General features: G+C 41.8%; 17 protein-coding genes. 11 read left to right on the forward strand and 6 right to left on the reverse strand.

From position 1 onward, the window contains the following. Positions 1 to 74: 74 nt before the first annotated feature. The 3 genes from NOS7524_RS28755 to NOS7524_RS15040 are packed head-to-tail and all read left to right on the forward strand — an operon-like array spanning position 75 to position 1,540. On the forward strand, positions 75 to 404 hold the full coding sequence (locus NOS7524_RS28755; RefSeq protein ID WP_015139328.1) for a hypothetical protein: 330 nt from the start codon (positions 75 to 77) through the stop codon (positions 402 to 404). Between the two features lie 42 nt (positions 405 to 446). Then, positions 447 to 1,100 carry a hypothetical protein gene (locus NOS7524_RS15035; RefSeq protein ID WP_015139329.1) on the forward strand — a complete coding sequence of 218 codons (654 nt, stop codon included), beginning with the start codon at positions 447 to 449 and terminating at the stop codon, positions 1,098 to 1,100. Beyond that, the gene (locus NOS7524_RS15040; RefSeq protein WP_015139330.1) at positions 1,097 to 1,540 is read left to right on the forward strand and encodes a hypothetical protein; all 444 of its coding nucleotides are present in this window, start codon (positions 1,097 to 1,099) and stop codon (positions 1,538 to 1,540) included. Before NOS7524_RS15035 ends, NOS7524_RS15040 begins: the two co-directional genes overlap by 4 nt. A gap of 160 nt (positions 1,541 to 1,700) precedes the next feature. Here the strand turns inward: NOS7524_RS15040 and NOS7524_RS15045 are convergent, their stop codons facing one another. Continuing rightward, a complete protein-coding gene (locus tag NOS7524_RS15045) occupies positions 1,701 to 2,279 on the reverse strand; it encodes a tyrosine-type recombinase/integrase (RefSeq protein ID WP_015139331.1) in 579 nt (192 codons plus the stop codon). 217 nt (positions 2,280 to 2,496) lie between these two features. Here NOS7524_RS15045 and NOS7524_RS15050 point away from each other — a divergent pair, with 217 nt between their 5' ends. From NOS7524_RS15050 to NOS7524_RS15085, 8 genes are all read left to right on the forward strand, one after another. After that, positions 2,497 to 2,826, forward strand: coding sequence for a hypothetical protein (locus NOS7524_RS15050; protein ID WP_015139332.1), 330 nt, complete (start codon positions 2,497 to 2,499; stop codon positions 2,824 to 2,826). After that, positions 2,826 to 3,269: a hypothetical protein gene (locus NOS7524_RS30460; RefSeq protein ID WP_015139333.1), complete on the forward strand. Its 444-nt coding sequence runs from the start codon at positions 2,826 to 2,828 to the stop codon at positions 3,267 to 3,269. The genes NOS7524_RS15050 and NOS7524_RS30460 overlap by 1 nt, the downstream gene beginning before the upstream one ends. A 12-nt stretch (positions 3,270 to 3,281) precedes the next feature. Beyond that, positions 3,282 to 5,390, forward strand: coding sequence for a hypothetical protein (locus NOS7524_RS27850; protein WP_015139334.1), 2,109 nt, complete (start codon positions 3,282 to 3,284; stop codon positions 5,388 to 5,390). Next, the gene (locus NOS7524_RS15065) at positions 5,391 to 6,251 is read left to right on the forward strand and encodes a hypothetical protein (protein ID WP_015139335.1); all 861 of its coding nucleotides are present in this window, start codon (positions 5,391 to 5,393) and stop codon (positions 6,249 to 6,251) included. 130 nt (positions 6,252 to 6,381) lie between these two features. Then, positions 6,382 to 6,960, forward strand: a complete 579-nt coding sequence (locus tag NOS7524_RS15070; RefSeq protein ID WP_015139336.1) for a hypothetical protein — start codon at positions 6,382 to 6,384, stop codon at positions 6,958 to 6,960. Beyond that, a complete protein-coding gene (locus NOS7524_RS15075) occupies positions 6,960 to 7,223 on the forward strand; it encodes a hypothetical protein (protein WP_015139337.1) in 264 nt (87 codons plus the stop codon). The genes NOS7524_RS15070 and NOS7524_RS15075 overlap by 1 nt, the downstream gene beginning before the upstream one ends. 5 nt (positions 7,224 to 7,228) lie before the next feature. Beyond that, positions 7,229 to 7,714 (forward strand): hypothetical protein, encoded by a 486-nt coding sequence (locus NOS7524_RS15080; protein WP_015139338.1) that lies wholly within the window; start codon positions 7,229 to 7,231, stop codon positions 7,712 to 7,714. A gap of 2 nt (positions 7,715 to 7,716) precedes the next feature. Then, positions 7,717 to 8,148: a hypothetical protein gene (locus NOS7524_RS15085; RefSeq protein ID WP_015139339.1), complete on the forward strand. Its 432-nt coding sequence runs from the start codon at positions 7,717 to 7,719 to the stop codon at positions 8,146 to 8,148. A 279-nt stretch (positions 8,149 to 8,427) separates the two neighbouring features. Here the strand turns inward: NOS7524_RS15085 and NOS7524_RS28760 are convergent, their stop codons facing one another. From NOS7524_RS28760 to NOS7524_RS15110, 5 genes are all read right to left on the reverse strand, one after another. Then, positions 8,428 to 8,745: a DUF6464 family protein gene (locus NOS7524_RS28760; RefSeq protein WP_015139340.1), complete on the reverse strand. Its 318-nt coding sequence runs from the start codon at positions 8,743 to 8,745 to the stop codon at positions 8,428 to 8,430. Between the two features lie 103 nt (positions 8,746 to 8,848). Next, positions 8,849 to 10,942, reverse strand: a complete 2,094-nt coding sequence (locus NOS7524_RS15095) for a response regulator (protein ID WP_015139341.1) — start codon at positions 10,940 to 10,942, stop codon at positions 8,849 to 8,851. A gap of 4 nt (positions 10,943 to 10,946) precedes the next feature. After that, a complete protein-coding gene (locus tag NOS7524_RS15100) occupies positions 10,947 to 11,519 on the reverse strand; it encodes a chemotaxis protein CheB (RefSeq protein ID WP_015139342.1) in 573 nt (190 codons plus the stop codon). Then, entirely contained in the window at positions 11,519 to 12,349 is an 831-nt protein-coding gene (locus tag NOS7524_RS15105; protein WP_015139343.1) for a CheR family methyltransferase, read from the reverse strand. The genes NOS7524_RS15100 and NOS7524_RS15105 overlap by 1 nt, the downstream gene beginning before the upstream one ends. 101 nt (positions 12,350 to 12,450) lie before the next feature. Further along, positions 12,451 to 16,080: a response regulator gene (locus NOS7524_RS15110; protein WP_015139344.1), complete on the reverse strand. Its 3,630-nt coding sequence runs from the start codon at positions 16,078 to 16,080 to the stop codon at positions 12,451 to 12,453. Positions 16,081 to 16,442: the final 362 nt, after the last annotated feature.

A 16,442-nucleotide genomic window follows, 5' to 3' on the forward strand; every position in this document is an offset into this window, starting at 1 on the left:
ATGCGAGGCTTTACCGATGTGTTTAAGGTAACATTCCTCGCATAGTGGAATTGAACATCTACCATTCAATTCCTATGGAAATTCTAATTCAACTACTCCTCAATCTTCTGATTATTTATTACTGCATAGTCGCCTTGATCAACATATTTCGGTATGTTCGTTGCGAGTGGCAAGCGTTTATTTACAAGTGGAATCGCAGACCACAGGGGAGAGTCTCCCATTCATACCGCACCGACCCCAGAAACAGATACTTACAAAGTGATTTACTCACCTTGCTCAAAGGTGACGTTCCCACCGCCAAGCGACTTTTAGCACAACAGAGGCGAAAAAATCCCGGTCAGTCAGATAACTGGTACTTAGAGAAAGTTATTCACGACCTGGAGCGCGATCGCCGGCGCAGTTAAAACCACCCAACGCTGGGTGGCTTGCATCTATCTACTCGGATTATGACAGGAAAGCCAAAATTACAAAACACCCAGTGCAACTGGACAGAGGCACATGACGCTTACTGTCTCGAAAACAAAATCACCCCCGCCGCCAAACTCCTATGGCAATGGCTAATTCGCCAGGGGATAGGGGACGAGCAAGAACCAGACCTGAAAGAATTTAACCAATGGGTAGAAAAGCACCGGGGCAAAGGATACACCAGACCAACTCTCAAAGATGCCCTAGCCCAACTCGTTGATTGTCGAGTGGTGCAGATAGTCAAACAATTTACGTGGCGAATTGTACGAATAGTTACACGTCCCCTTGATTGGCTCAACCCGAAAAAAAATTTACGCCATCAACATAAAAATTGCGATTCACCACCCTCAAAACCGCAATCAGCCGACGACACCCCTAACAGCAGCAGCAATTCTTCTAATGACACAGCTTCCCGTGAGGAGATTATTGAGGTTTGTGCTAAAGCTGGTATTTTTTATCACCCAGACAAACCAGCAAAAGTATTTAGCTACTCGCTTGATGATGTGCTGTTAGCCATCGATGTCTATAAATTGCGATCGGCCCAGGAGCGAATACGTAACCCTCAAGGATGGCTGATTGACTGCTTAGAGTGGCGTTACTGGGAAGACATGACTTTGGCTTGGGGTGGATTATGAAACAACAATCATTATTCGACCTCAACCAGTTCACCCATTCCCCAGTCCCCAATCCCCAATCCCCTATTTATGATCCAGCGTGGGATGAAACCGATACTCAGCAGAAAACTACACACACTGTTCTGGAGCAAACTAAGGGAACACCGAAACCTGATTCTAATGTTCTGGAGCAGGATAAACAGAATACAATCAAATCTGCTCCAGAACAGTCACACTGGGTAGAAAAGTACACTGTGGTTAGATATGGCAGTGAGCATTACTATTACCGTTACCTGTGGATGGAGGGGCGGAAGCTGCACCATGTTCATATACCCGGTGGGAATGTGAGGAGCGCGATCGCAACTGCCAGGAAACAGGAAATTGAAATTGCGATCGCGGATGGGAAATCACCAAGGGAGATTGAGAAAATGATTCACTCCTGGCGTAATCATCAGAGCTAGCTAAATCATCGGACGTGTCTAGATAAGGACTGTACTACTGTCCAGATAACCTGTCCCCCTGTCCCCATTCCCTATTCCCTCCATGAAAAATGCGATGGGCTACGCAATTTACCCAATTGCAGCTGAACGTAGAATTCCTCAATTTGTTGAAAAAGCTGGTTCATAGTGAATTGATAGCTCCCTTAATGCGATCGGCCGAAATTTCCACATAACGTCCCAAACATTTCAAATCACGATGGCCAGTGATTCGCTGTATGGTGTAAAGGTCAACACCTGCGCTGTGTAACTTGGTGATAAAAGTGCGGCGGGTGCTGTGGGTGCTAATTCCTTTAGCATCCAGTCCAGCCCGCGAGACAGCTGCGCGCAAGATTTTATCTGCCCATCTAATACTGATGGGCTTATCACCTTCCCGGCTGGGAAACATCCAAACTGAATTTTCAGTGGTGTAATTCTGCAAAGATTCAGCCAAAACAGGATGCACCGGAACTTGACGGGTTTGGCGTTTACCGTCAGGGCTAGCTTTGCGAGTATTAGCCTTGAAAGTAATTTCACTCCTGGGAGTTCCATCTGGGTTGTAGCAATCAGCAATAGTCAGCTGTACTAAAGCTCCCCATCTTTCTCCTGTGTACCAAGCAAGGTCTAGCAGTAATTTGTATTTTCTACTTTGAATTTGCTTGCGTATTTTAGAATAATCAACATCTGACAATACAGCCGATTGTCCGTTACGATTATTTTTCATTCAGTCTATTTCCTCTTTAGTCGTTCCGGTTATACCTACTGCCAAGGTATAACCGGAATATTTTTGTTTTTAGCTATTAGCAAAAGTATGTTTAATCCTACTCATAGCAATACTTTCACGCCATCAGTGTAAGTTCGTGATTTACATAAAACTGGAAGATTTACGCTAACTTGAAAAGCGCATACAACGGATTTATTCACCTCAATAAATCTGACTTATGGCGGAACCAACTTTAGTCCAAGTATTCGGCGAGAACGCGTCTCAAACATCCACCACTATCACTATTACAAAAGCTGACCTGACAGGATTAACAGCATCAGCTAACAACACAGCAGAAAGCTTGTTAGTAGCGATTAATTTAAAAGCGAAGGAATATCTAACTCAAACTAATTTCGATGCAAACATTGACCAAAGTATTGTGGTAGCTGATGGATTCTCAAGCCTGACCACGCGCGGAACTAATAACACGCCATATAGAACAGACCAAATAACAGTAAGTTTCTCAAAGGTTGATAGCAACGCCACAATTGACCCGGACGATTATTAATGTCTAATACGTGGACGATTCAAGTAGACACCCCTTACAGTACTAGCCAAAACCCCGGAACAACAATTCCCTTTACTTATTCGCCGAGTGGTTGTTTTAGGGGTTCTTATTCTTATAGGTTCGGTGGCACGAATAACGCAAATTTGTATTTAATCCATGCAGGTGGAGAAACGCTCTTAGGAGGTAATTGGCAAAGTTCAATACTTCGCGGTTTTACTGTTCGCCAGATATCGCTATGTGCGGGACAGACACTTACATACGATTGCATTAATGGTGAGTGCATCCAATCTTCACAATTCAATACCCCAGGCATTTATACATCACTTGCACAATGTGAATCTCAATGTGGTGGAGCTACTTGTAAGGGTAAGTGCCTGAGTAATTCCGATTGGGCGCAAATCGAAGGATTAGCAGCCCAATTAAAAAATAAAAGTTGTAGTTGATGAGGTTTATTTATGTCAACTGCCAGCACAATTTCTAATCTCCAGCAAGCTTTAAATTGTGCTGGTAAATGTGATTGTTGTAATCAACTTAATCAAAGAATTAATCAGCTTGAATCAAGGATAAATGCAATCAAACCTGTTGATGAAAATGCAATTGTCAAGCGAACCGAAGCGGCAATAATGCCTCAACTTAACCCTCTTGTGCAGGCGATCGCCGCCGGCGTAGTGATAAAAGAACTAAAACCTGTAAAGCAAGCAGTTGGCTTATTAGACGATGCAATATACACCCTACGAGGTCAGGTTTACAACGTAGGCGTAAAGGCTGCTAATGCCGTATCTAAAGCAGAGGGCGCTGTAAAGACTGCTGGTAGTGCATTAGGTTTATCGAATCAGGCAATGAGTCAAATCGGTAAGCTTACCGGACAAGTAGCGCAGTTATTTTCTTTGATCGCAACAATTGCAAACTTAGCTTTATTAATAGGAACTATCAATACTCTTGGTGGACGTGTAGATGCAGTAGAAAAAACACAACAAGGGCTTTCCGATTCTATTTCTCAGGTTATAGGGCGTATCATTCCACCCATCAGAGGCACTGCCAATGAAGCGAAAGCCACAGCACAATCAGCTTTTGCGACTGCAAAAAACGTAGACGGCAAAGCCAATACAGCAATAAACCTTGCTACCAATGCAATAGGCACAGCAAATAGTGCTAGTGGTACTGCAAATATTGCAATCACCAACGCATCTACAGCCCAAGCAACCGCTAATAAAGCAGACCAAAAAGCCGGTACAGCACAACAAGCAGCAATAGCAGCCAATAAAACATCCAATAACGCGCTAGAAAAAGCGGGTCTAGCATTTGGATTGGCTACAACCACTTATGGACTTCTAAAACTCCTACAAAACAGACCCGGCATACCGGGTAGACCGGGACGTGACGGACGCAACGGAGTAAATGGTAGAGACGGAAGACCCGGTAGAGATGGAGCCAGAGGACTGCAAGGAATACCCGGTAGACCCGGCATTAACGGGATAAATGGCATTGATGGTAGACCGGGATTACAAGGAATACCGGGCAGGCGTGGCGAGCCTGGATTTCCCGGCGCTAACGGTAGACCCGGCATTAACGGGAGGGATGGTAGAGACGTGAACCCAGCTGACTTAGCGGATATTAAAGCAAGACTGGCGGCAATTCAATCAGGAGTTAATAACACACAGTCCCAGCTAGCACTAGGCTTTGCTAATATCCTGGCGAAGCTTAAGGCGCTTGCAGATTTGGCATTATTAAAGCCAATATACGCAGTTGTTCTAGCCATTCAAACTGTACTGGGAGGTTTAATTACATTCAACAATACTACCTATACCATTTCAGGGTTTTTATTACTTGGTTTTACTAAGTGCTTCACCTTCTTTAAATGGGCGATATTAGACCGGGTATTGAATTTAATGACAACTGCTGCAACGATTCATAACGCCCTCATGCTATCGAATGACATCGGTCAAACTTTAGCAGCTTCCATTGCTAATGTTCTAGTTATTTTTGGCATCAAAGATAGTGATGGTCAAGCGTACAATATTTCAGAAATAATCGGAAGTAACATTGAAAATTTTATAAAAGGTTTAGTGGGTGAAAGCAACTACGCTGCATTAAGCCTAGTTTGGGCGAAAGCGAATAGAATTTATCAAGCTACAACTAATGTTTTAAACAGCTTCTTAAGCTTATCCCAGGTAATTTTGCAAGCTAATGAATTAATAGCAGCTTACACAGGGAAGATAGGGAATGCTTTAAAAAGAGGTGGCGTGGTTCTCGAAAACGCCTATGGCTGGATGAATCCTCAGCCTAAATTTAATCGAGTCAGTCGATTCTTAGAAAATGTTCAAAATGCAGCATCAACAGTTCAAATGGTGACGCAAGTCCCATTAGACATGGTTAATGCAACTACAGAGCTAACAAACGCATCAACAGAGTTTGTTAAAGCCATCAAGGAAGATGATAAGCCAGAGAATAAATCTAATGATGCTCCTGACCCGGATGTATTAAAAGCACAAGAATTACTGAGTAAAAATAATTCTCAACCGATAGCTTTTGACTTCTCGGATTTATTTGATGGAGATGACTAAATGACAGATTTACCAGATGATTTTAATCCGTTTGAACATTTACAACAGACTTATAGAACTGAATTTAACAGACGAGTTGACAAATTTTTTGCAGACGTTCCTGGTACTGGTGATTTATCTGGTACCCGCCCATCATTAAAACTGGCCTGCCGAATGACCGATAATGACAACGATGCAATGATGAATATGCGTCACAATTTGTTTTTTAATGTCATTGGTTACAGTCGTAAGAATTTAGCTATAGTTTATGGCTCAAAATTCGATACTGCTCCCCCAGTCGCAGGACATCCACAATTATTTTTGACCTTCTCGCAAGATTCAGCCGCCACACCATCTGAAGAGTCGCCTATAGAGCATGAAAAATCAGTAAGGTTGATGAAATTCTCTTGCGCTGGTGGTGACGATGATGGCAGTACAAAACCAGCTATTACCAAGGCGAACATGACAGAAATTGCCAATGAAATAAAAACTCTGTTTATTTCTGGCGGTAGGGGGATAGATTACACCTGTGGCAATAAATCAGCATCATACACTGACCCTGAAAATGGCTTTGCTAGAGGCAACTATATGCTGGTTAATAGTCGTGCTGATGCTATGGAAGTTTACCAAAAGCTTTGTAATGCAATTGACGTACCCTTTAACCAAGAAAAATTAATAGTTAACGACCCAGATAAACCCAGTACAACTACGGCAGCCGCAGGGAAAATAACAATATTGGGGAAACAAGTACAAAATCGCAGGTATAGACCTGTAGCAGTTCTTAGATTCAGAAGTGCTTATATTTCTCTAGGTAATCTCGTACCACCAGTAATTTTGATAGATACTACTCTCAGACATACGGGATTAGTTAAGTACCCGTAATTTTAGAGAATGTTTAAAAGCTGTTTCCTGCAAACAATAAAGGTAAAAACCTGTTAGGTTTCGCCCCAAAATTCTAAGAATTTTAAAGGGTTAGATTGGGTGAAAACTTTCACCAACACGAATAAATACTATGGGTTTCAGAGACCTGAACCGTTATCCAGCTCAGAAAGCTCGATACGACAAATATAAAGAGTGGCTGGAATCGACCCCCGAACAGCGTCAAGCGAAATTTGCTGCTATTACTGATGAAACTAGGCGGGCGAGGGCAGAAAGAGAAATTGGCTATGTTTCTCCGTTTGGCACGACTGGTAATACTAAGGTTTATCTTCCTACTCGAATCATTGCGACTAATCAATCCGGCTCAGGGGCTGCGGTAGCTGGCACACTGCGCGGATTGCTTGCCAACTACACCCTTACTGGGGATGACTTCCAAGCCTTAACAGATCCAATTTTAATTGAGGCGAAAAAGTTTAGATTCGCCAAACTCACATTAACATCTGTTGTAGCTGGGACTAAAAGGGCTAGCCGCATCACTGGTGCTATGTACTCGAAGCCAGATGTCGATTCTGTTACCTGTCCTTTTGGTCAAAACACAGGTGGTCAAGATTACGATACAGCTGTTGTTGCTATTAAAACCGAATCGGCTTACGCTAATTTTTTGCAAGATAACAACGGACGAAACCGCGCACGATTCACGCCTGAAGGCTAATGAGCAAGATAGCAGAACGAACTGGTATTATTTGGACTCCAGATGACACGCTAGACCTGCTATCTGTTGATGTTGATGGCAACTGTTCTGAGGCTGAGTTTCAGGGAATGCTTGCCATCAATCAAGCCGGTAGAGATTGGTTAACTGGGAAGATTGACACGGTTGAATACCTGGACAAATTAGAGTTTTATGGCGTTCCCAACCCGTTTGAGATTGTGGACGAGTTTGCTGATCATGTTGAGTTTGTGATTTCTCACGGATAAAAACAGTGAGAGTAGTTGAATTAAGCAATAGTAATAACTGGGAAAGCATTTATTCGACTAACATTTATGCTGTCTCTGTTCCCATGCAAAATGGTACTTCTTTAATTAGTCCTATTCCTGAAATAGTTGTACCTTTTGTTCTGGATAAATTTATTTTGGCTGTGAGTGTTGATACGGATGTTCCGACTAATTCAGTTTGGAGATTTGCAGGGTATATCAATCAAAAAATCAGTACAGGAATTGTCATAGGTGGTGGACAGGATGCGACTGCTGTTAATGGTCGTTCCTTGTTTTTAGACCGAGTTAACTTAATTCTTTTTCAGAAAATATCTACTTCTTACGCTGTTAGTATCAGAGTTCCTAGATGGTTTCCTCGTGCTGGGGTAAATGTTTGGCAGTACACAGGCGTAGATGACACTTCTGAGGAAATATTGCTGACTCAGGAATTTGCAAATATTAATTTTAAGCTGGATCAGCTATTAAATAATTAATAATGAATACTTCAAAATCGGTAATAGCTGTTAATCCTGGCAATTCATCAGGATTAACATTAACTCTTGAAAGTACAGGTATATTTTTAGGAATACTTGTCAGTGCTTCGGTTCTTGGCACGTTGGCCGTGAGCGTTATCTCTAAAATGAACCGGATTAGCACTTCAATTGCACAAATTGAAGAAACCCTAAAAACTCACGCTAGTAATGCTGAGAAAATTAGGGATTTAGATAAAAGGCTTGAATTGCACCTAATGGAGTACGTTAACCGCAAAGACATGTTGCAGATGCTTCTTGGACAAATAAACGAGAAAATTGATCACAAATTTAAAAGAAGCCTATTTTACACGCGGGAAATTCAGCGATTCTTGCAGCGAACGACAGAATACCAGATTAGGGAATATGAGGAGCAGACTAGCAGCCCGAATGAGTAATTAACTATTTACCCCAGTGAAACCCACACTTAAAGCATTCAAACTGATTTTCACGGCAACCATACTCAACCTCTAGTGAATGGCAACGAGGGCAACCTTTAGCGATGATTGCTAGTATTTCTGATAAATCCTGATTTTTATTGCTGTCCATACCAGTTTTTTTTTGGTACAGCTTAACTTGCTGGGGATTCACTCTACTCCTTCGGGGAATTCAAAATTCAAAAATCGTCATTAGTTATTAGTCATTCTCCCCCATCTCCCTCATCTCCCCCATCTCCCCTACTCCCCTACTCCCCACTCCCTAGCCTCATAATACCGACACCCCTGACAAGGTCCACTGGGGTTGATAGCACAACGGAGATAGCCGGAACGAGCATTAAATTTGCAACTGATGTCACCAATGAGGAAGCCTACCCCTTCTAGATAATAGCGATCGCCTTCTATGGGTCTGAGATTTTGCCTTATTCTGACTCTGGAGGCATTTATGGCTGCTTGTCTTAACCTTGAACGTGTCCGTAAGCGGGTTTTACGGATCACCCACAGAGAAAACAGGGACGGTAAGAAACCGATGGTAATTACCAAAAGTGTCTTGAACACGGAAAACATTACAACTGCTACCTACCCCAGCATAACTGCTACAGCCTTCTTAGATAAAGCCTAGTCAGAAACCTCCCTTTGGGTGGCTACGTGCGTAGGTAGTTCAGATAACTGGTAATGAGGGCGATAAGTGTAAAAGATTTGTCACCACAGCAATCAATTTATGAGGATCAACGGGTTTAGATAGATGTTGCTGAAATCCTGCTTGAATAGCTTGTAGACGGTCTTCCTCAAGGGAATATGCTGTTAAGGCGATCGCCGGAATATTTTTGCTTCCCTGTTGTGCTTCTAAAGAGCGCAATTGCCGGATGAAGCTATAACCATCTGCTTCGGACATCCCAATATCACTAATGAGGAGATCCGGTTGTGATTGGGCAATCAGTGCTATTGCGGTATCAGCTGAGGCTGCAACATTCACATTTGCTCCGTATTCCTCAAACAAGAAGGCCAGAAAATTACGGGTATCGGTTTCATCATCGACAATTAGCACTTTTAACCCTTCCAAGGGTGTGGAATGATTGCCAGAATCCAATGATTTTTCCTGGTTGATGTCTGTAGTATTCATGTTGCTATACATCAGTGGGAGACGCACAGTAAAGGTTGCCCCTGTTCCTTCTCCTTGACTATCTGCTGTGATTGTACCGCCGTGCAACTCTACTAAATGTCTGACGATCGCCAATCCTAATCCTAAGCCATTGTGCGATCGCGTTGTGGTGCTGTCTGCTTGTCGGAAACGTTCAAATACTTTGGGGAGAAAGTCGGGATCAATACCAATTCCTGTATCGATGACTTGGATTTGAGCGTAAACAGACGATGTAGGAATATTCGGGGGAATACCAAGGGCAGATGCTTGATGTTCTTGGGCAACTTGATGTTCCTGGTGTACAGCCTCTAATCTCATTTCTACCTTCCCACCTTTGGGCGTGAATTTAATCGCATTGGTGAGGAGATTCCAGACAATTTGTTGCAACCGAGCCGGATCACCACAAACTGAACCCAGGGTAGCATCAAGGGCAGTATATAGTTGAATTCCTTTGCTATCTGCCAGGGGACGCACTATATCTAAGGCAGTTTCTATGACTGTGATCGGATTAACAGCGCAGAGATTGAGGCGGAGTTGACCCCGGATAATCCGCGAGACATCCAAAATATCTTCAATCAGTTGCCCCTGTGAATTGGCATTGCGTTCGATGGCTTCCAAGGCGCGAGCTGTGGCTTTTTCGTCTAATTTTTTGGCACGGAGAATTCTCGACCAGCCCAGCATAGCTGTTAAGGGTGTGCGGAGTTCGTGGGAAAGCACCGCCAAAAACTCATCTTTCATCCGATTTGCCGCTTCTGCTTCTTGTCTGGCGGTTTGTTCACGAATGACTTGAGCGCGAATTTCTTCTGCTTGTTTACGATCAGTGATGTCTTCTATCGTGCCAACATAACCCAGTAATTCACCTTGATTAGACAGCATTGGTGAGGAATGTACCCGCACCCACCGCAGACTATCATTGGTTGTTAGAAACCTAAATTCTGCTGAGTATTCGCCACCTTGGTCAATAAACTCAGACCAACTAGCGATCGCCCGTTCTCTATCTTCGGGATGAACTGATTCTAACCATCTGGTTTGTAGACTTTCAGCCGCACTCAAACCACAAATGGCTTGATAACGGGGATTGGTATATTTACATTGTCCTTGATTATCGGTTTCAAAAATTCCCACAGGTGAGCAGGTACTTAGGGAACGGAAACGCTCTTCACTTTGCCTCAGTTCCGCATTAATGGCCGTGAGTTGAGCCGCTTGACGCTGGACGGCTTGGGTTTTCTTAAACAATTCCACAAATACTGTCACTTTGGAAGTGAGAATATTCGGGTCTATGGGTTTGAGGAGATAATCCACTGCCCCTAAAGCATAGCCCTTAAATAGCATTTGGTCGCTGGTACTAAAGGCCGTTAAAAAGATAATGGGAGTCTGACGCGATCGCCCCCGATTGCGAATTAGGGTGGCAGTTTCAAAACCATCCATCCCTGGCATTTGCACATCCAACAGAATGACTGCAAAATCTTGATGCAACAGACACCGCAAAGCCTCCTCTCCAGAAGTGGCTCTGACTAGATTTGCGCCCAGCCGCTCCAGAATCGCCTCCAGTGCCAGCAAATTTTCCAACTTATCATCCACTAGGAGGATGTTGACTTTGGGTTCCAGCTGCATGAGTTCAGTTCTCTATAGAATGACAAAGTTTTACCAGTAAAGGAGAAATTTCTAAAACTGACACAACCCAGTCTACGGCAACCGCAGAAATTGCTGCTGTTGGCATAATGGCACTTTCAGCAGTAGTTGGCTCTTGTACGATAGTAATACCTCCCCGTGCTTTGACTGCTTTGAGTCCTTGCTTACCATCTTGATTTGCTCCTGTTAATATTAAACCAATGACTTGTTGTCCATAGACATCAGCTGCTGATTCAAATAACACATCTATTGATGGTCTGGCATAGGAAACAGGCTGATCGGTAGAAAGAGCAAAATGACCAGGTTCAACGAGTAAATGATAATCTGCTGGTGCTATATATACCTGTCCTGGGAGGATTTCTTCTTTATCTTCCACTTCTTGAATTGGTAAAGCACTATATTCTTGTAACAGTGCTATCAAAGTATCATCAGAATCTTTATGACGATGTTGGACGATCGCCATCGGCACTAAAAAATCAGCAGGTAAATTGCCTAAAATTTTTTGCAGCGCCCATAAACCTCCTAAAGAAGTACCAATAACTACTATTTTAAAGGACACTAATTGAGCCTCCGGTAGAGCTTTTCACCCTTGGCTATCTCCTCATAAGATTTTTCATAAGGAGTAAATCTGAGGGACTCTTGCTTACCTAAACCCAGGATACCAAAGTTACATAAACTGTTATGAAACAGTGTATGTACTCGCTGTTGTAGTAATTGATTGAAGTAGATTAAAACGTTACGACAAAAAATCACATTAAACTCATTAAAAGAACTATCAGTGGCTAGATTATGTTGAGCAAAAATCACATTTTCTCGTAACGAAGTCCGAAAAATTGCATGATCATAAGCTGCGGTGTAGTATTCCGAAAAAGAACGTTTCCCACCTGCTCTTAAGTAAAGCTGAGTATAATCCTGCATCAGTTTTAAAGGAAAAATTCCACTTTTGGCATTTTGTAAAACTTTTTCGTTGGTATCTGTAGCATATATCCGACAACGGTGATACAGGCCTTCTTCCTGTAGTAAGATTGACATCGAGTAAACCTCTTCTCCCGTGGAACAGCCAGCGTGCCAAATGCGAATAAAAGGATAAGTTCGCAGTATTGGTACAACTTGCTTTCTCAAGGCAAGATAAAAGCTAGGATCACGGAACATAGATGTCACATTCACCGTGAGACTCAACAAAAACCTCTCCAAGTAGGAGCGATCGTGTAATAACTTTTCTTGTAACCCAGAAATATGCTCTAAACCTTCCACACGCATAAAACTATGAATGCGCCGTTTCAGGGAAGAGAGAGCATAATTGCGAAAGTCATAACCGTAGTATTGGTACAACCCTTCCAATAACAACTGGATTTCAATATCCTCTAAGCTGGGTTTGGGCAGGATCATAGTGGGGAGTGGGGAGTGGGGAGCAGGGGGAGATGGGGGAGCAGGGGGAGCAGGGGGAGCAGAGGAGAATAACTATGTGCCTATTGCCTATTGCCTATTGCCTATCGATACAACCACACCCTTAGTAATGACAGCAATTGCTCTGTGTCTACGGGTTTGGTGATGTAATCAGATGCACCGGCTTCGATGCACTTTTCGCGATCGCCTGGCATGGCTTTGGCTGTTAAAGCAATAATGGGTAGTGTCCGAAACTTTGATTGCTGGCGGATATAACGTGTAGCTTCGTAGCCATCCATTTCTGGCATCATCACGTCCATTAATACGGCATCAATGTCAGAATTGTCTTGTAGTGTTTCAATACCGTCTCTACCATTTTCAGCAAATAATACTTCCATTTGATAGCTTTCTAAAAAGCTGGTGAGCGCAAAAATATTTCGTAAGTCATCATCAATGATTAAAATTTTGCGATTAGCTAGTATGGGATCGGTTTGGTGTAGTTGCTCTAGTATCTGGCGTTGTTGTTGGGGTAAAGTTGCCTGTACCCGATGCAAAAATAGGGCGGTTTCATCTAACAACCGTTCTGGCGATCGCACATTTTTGACAATAATTGATTCTGCTAGTCTTCTGAGTTGGGTTTCTTCTTGGCGGCTGATTTCTTTGCCTGTGTAGACAATGATTGGTAGTTTCACAAGCTGAGGATCTTGCTTGATTTGTTCAATTAGTTCTAAACCTGTCATATCCGGCAAACCCAAATCCAAAACAACACAATCAAAGTGCTGCGATCGTAAAATCTCTAATGCGGCTGTTCCCGTATCCACGGCTGTACTCTGCACGTCACTGTTACCAATGAGTGCAATAATACTTTGCGCTTGTACGTGATCGTCTTCGATTACTAAGAGATGTTTCACTTTACGCTCAATAAAGCTTTTTGTCTCCGTCAATATTTGATTAATGACTTTTGGTGAGATGGGTTTTTGTAAGTAAGTGATTGCTCCTAGTTGCAAAGCTCGTTGTTTTCTCTCATCCACAGACAGTATATGCACAGGGATGTGTCGAGTTCTCGAATCATGCTTTAAACGATCTAGTAATGTCCACCCATCCATGTCTGGCAAATGAATATCTAAAGTTATAGCATCAGGCTGATACTGTTGTGCTAAGGCTAAACCTTGTTTACTTCCTAAAGCCACAATTACTTTAAAACCCTGTTGCTGTGCCATTTCTAGTAAGATGCGGGCAAATTTATCGTCATCCTCAATAATCAGTAAAACTTGCTCCCCTGGTTGAATTGTTTGGCGATCATCGATAATTTCATTAACGGCATTAGTGGGAAGTAAATTACCGATAGGGGCTGCTAATAAGTTTTCTTGACAGCTAGTTGGCGGTGATGAATAGACAATTTTTGCTGCGGTATTTGATGGCTGAGTTGCTGTTGTTTTAGCTCCTGAATATGTCTGAGGTAAGTAGAGAGTAAAGGTACTTCCCTTTTCTGGTTGACTGACAAGTTCTAGGCTACCACCCAACATTTGTGCTAGTTCGCGGCTAATTGACAAGCCTAAACCCGTTCCTCCATACTTACGGCTGGTTGTACCGTCTGCTTGTTGGAAGGCTTCAAAAATAATCTGCTGTTTATCTGTTGGAATGCCAATACCTGTATCTCTAACAGCAAAAGCAATCATTGGATTGCTGTTTTGATCATGGGCATTTAGTGGGGCTTGATTAATATTTAAAGTTACACCCCCTTGCTCAGTAAATTTAAAAGCATTTGCCAACAGATTTTTCAAAATTTGTTGCAAGCGTTTGCCATCATTCACAATGAATGGGGGTAAATTCTCGTCTAGTTCAATAGCAAAACTTAATCCTTTATTCTGGGCAAATTGCCGGAAATTCTGTTCTATATAATTATGTAACTCTATAAAATTTATTTGATCTAACTCTATCGATAGAGTTCCCGATTCAATTTTTGCTAGGTCTAGAATATCATTGATTAATTCTAGTAAATCATTACCTGCTGAATAGATTGTCTGGCTGTACTCGATCTGCTTGGTAGTTAAATTACCTCCAGAGTTATCTGCCAATAACTTGGCTAAAATCAACAAGCTATTAAGTGGTGTGCGTAACTCATGGGACATATTGGCAAGAAATTCTGACTTGTATTTGGAAGATAAAGCTAATTGCCCTGCTTTTTCCTCTAAAGATTGCCTAGCTTGCTCAAGCTCCTGATTTTTATGAGCAACTTCTCGATTTTGTACTTCTAATAATTCGGCTTTCTCTTCAAGCTCTTCATTGAGTTGCTGTAATTCTTCATTAGATTGTTGTAACTCCTCTTGCTGCTGTTTCAGGAGTAATTCTGATGTTTCTAGCTCATGTGTTTGCTGTTCTAAGAGTTGATTGCTTTCTTTAAGTTCATCTGCTAAAGCTACAGATTCTGCCAATAATTGCTGAGTTTGTAAGTTAGCAGCAATACCATTTAAAAATACACCCAGAATTTCACTAAACTGTTCTAGAAATGTCAATTGCAACTCACTAAACTGATGGAAAGAGGTAAGTTCTATCACAGCCATGATGCGATTTTCAAATAATATGGGGAATACAATAATGTTGAGAGGTAAAGCTTCCCCTAATCCAGAATTGATGGGTATGTAATTACTAGGAACATCTGTTACTATAATTCTCTGTTGTTCTAAGGCACACTGTCCTACTAATCCTTCCCCTAAATGCAGCTGGTTAGCTTGCTTTCGGCGCTCATTGCCAGCATAGCTACTCGTTAATTTCAGTACAGGCTCTTGATTGATTTCATCCATTAAGTAAAATACGCTTTGTTGTGCGCCCACCAATGGCGTGAGTTTTGATAAAATCAACCGAGATACACTTTCGAGGTTACGCTGTCCTTGGAGAATTTGGGTAAATTCAGCTAAGTTGGACTTGAGCCAATTTTGCCCTTCGTTTTTTTGCGTTGTAATTCGCAGATTAGACACCATTTGGTTAAAGGTGCGTGTTAGGACACCAATTTCATCTAGGCGATCGCTGTTTGGTAAACTAACTGCTAAATCTCCACTAGCCATTTTTTCGGCTGCATCTGAAATTCCTTTGAGTGGTGTTGAGATATGTCTGGTAAGAAAGTATCCGATCACAGCCAAGATAACAGATAGCAAAGGAATACTGTAAATAATGCTAGCGATCGTTCTATTAGCAGCTGCTTGAGCTAAAATGGTTTGTTGCTCTAGTCGCCTCAATTCCTCAGATTTCATTTCCCGGCTCAGGTTCCTGATTTGCTCCATCAGTTCCCTACCTCTATCAGTTAGCATGGCTTTTTGAGCTACTGCAAAACCCTGCTGCTGCCGTAAATTAATCACCTCTTTTAAGATAGTTCTTCTCTCATCAATCAATGGTAGTAACTTCTCTAGCAACAGCTTTTGATTAGGATTATCTACCGTTAATTTTTGCAGTTCTGTGATTTTGTTATCTAACACTCTGATAGCAGCTAAATAAGGCTCCAGATAGCGTGGCTCTCCGGTAATGATGTAGCCCCTTTGTCCAGTCTCAGCTTCAGTTAATTGCACACTGACGGATTCTAACTGGCTGATTACCTGATATGTACGTTTTTCATTATCTGAAGTTGTTATTAATTCTTTGGTACTTTTGTAAGCAATGAATCCTATTGTACTCAGAATCACTATACTTAAGGCAAAACCTGCTCCAATTTTAGAGCCAATTTTTAATCGATTTAACATTATTACTAGGGGTTTAAAGTTATGCTAATTTTGAGAATGCTTGAATCTTTTGACAAACTTCTAGTGGTAGATTAAGTAATTCTATTTATTCCTATTCTAGGATAATGAAGTTGTTTATTAAGTATGGGGTTATGCGACGAAGTAAGTAATTATTCTTGTTTAATTACTATATTATCAGTAAATATATTCATGTTTTTATTTATTCTTGTTTAAAAGTTAAATATATGACATTTTTTCTAAAAAGTACATAAAGATAGATAATTCCAATATTTTACTGCCAATAATTTTCTAATTGCGTTTTACTTTAAATATTTATCAATGAAGTTTTTGATATTTGTCTTTCGCTTACAAGTATCATAAAG

The sequence above is a fragment of the Nostoc sp. PCC 7524 genome (assembly GCF_000316645.1).
Lineage (GTDB): Bacteria > Cyanobacteriota > Cyanobacteriia > Cyanobacteriales > Nostocaceae > Trichormus.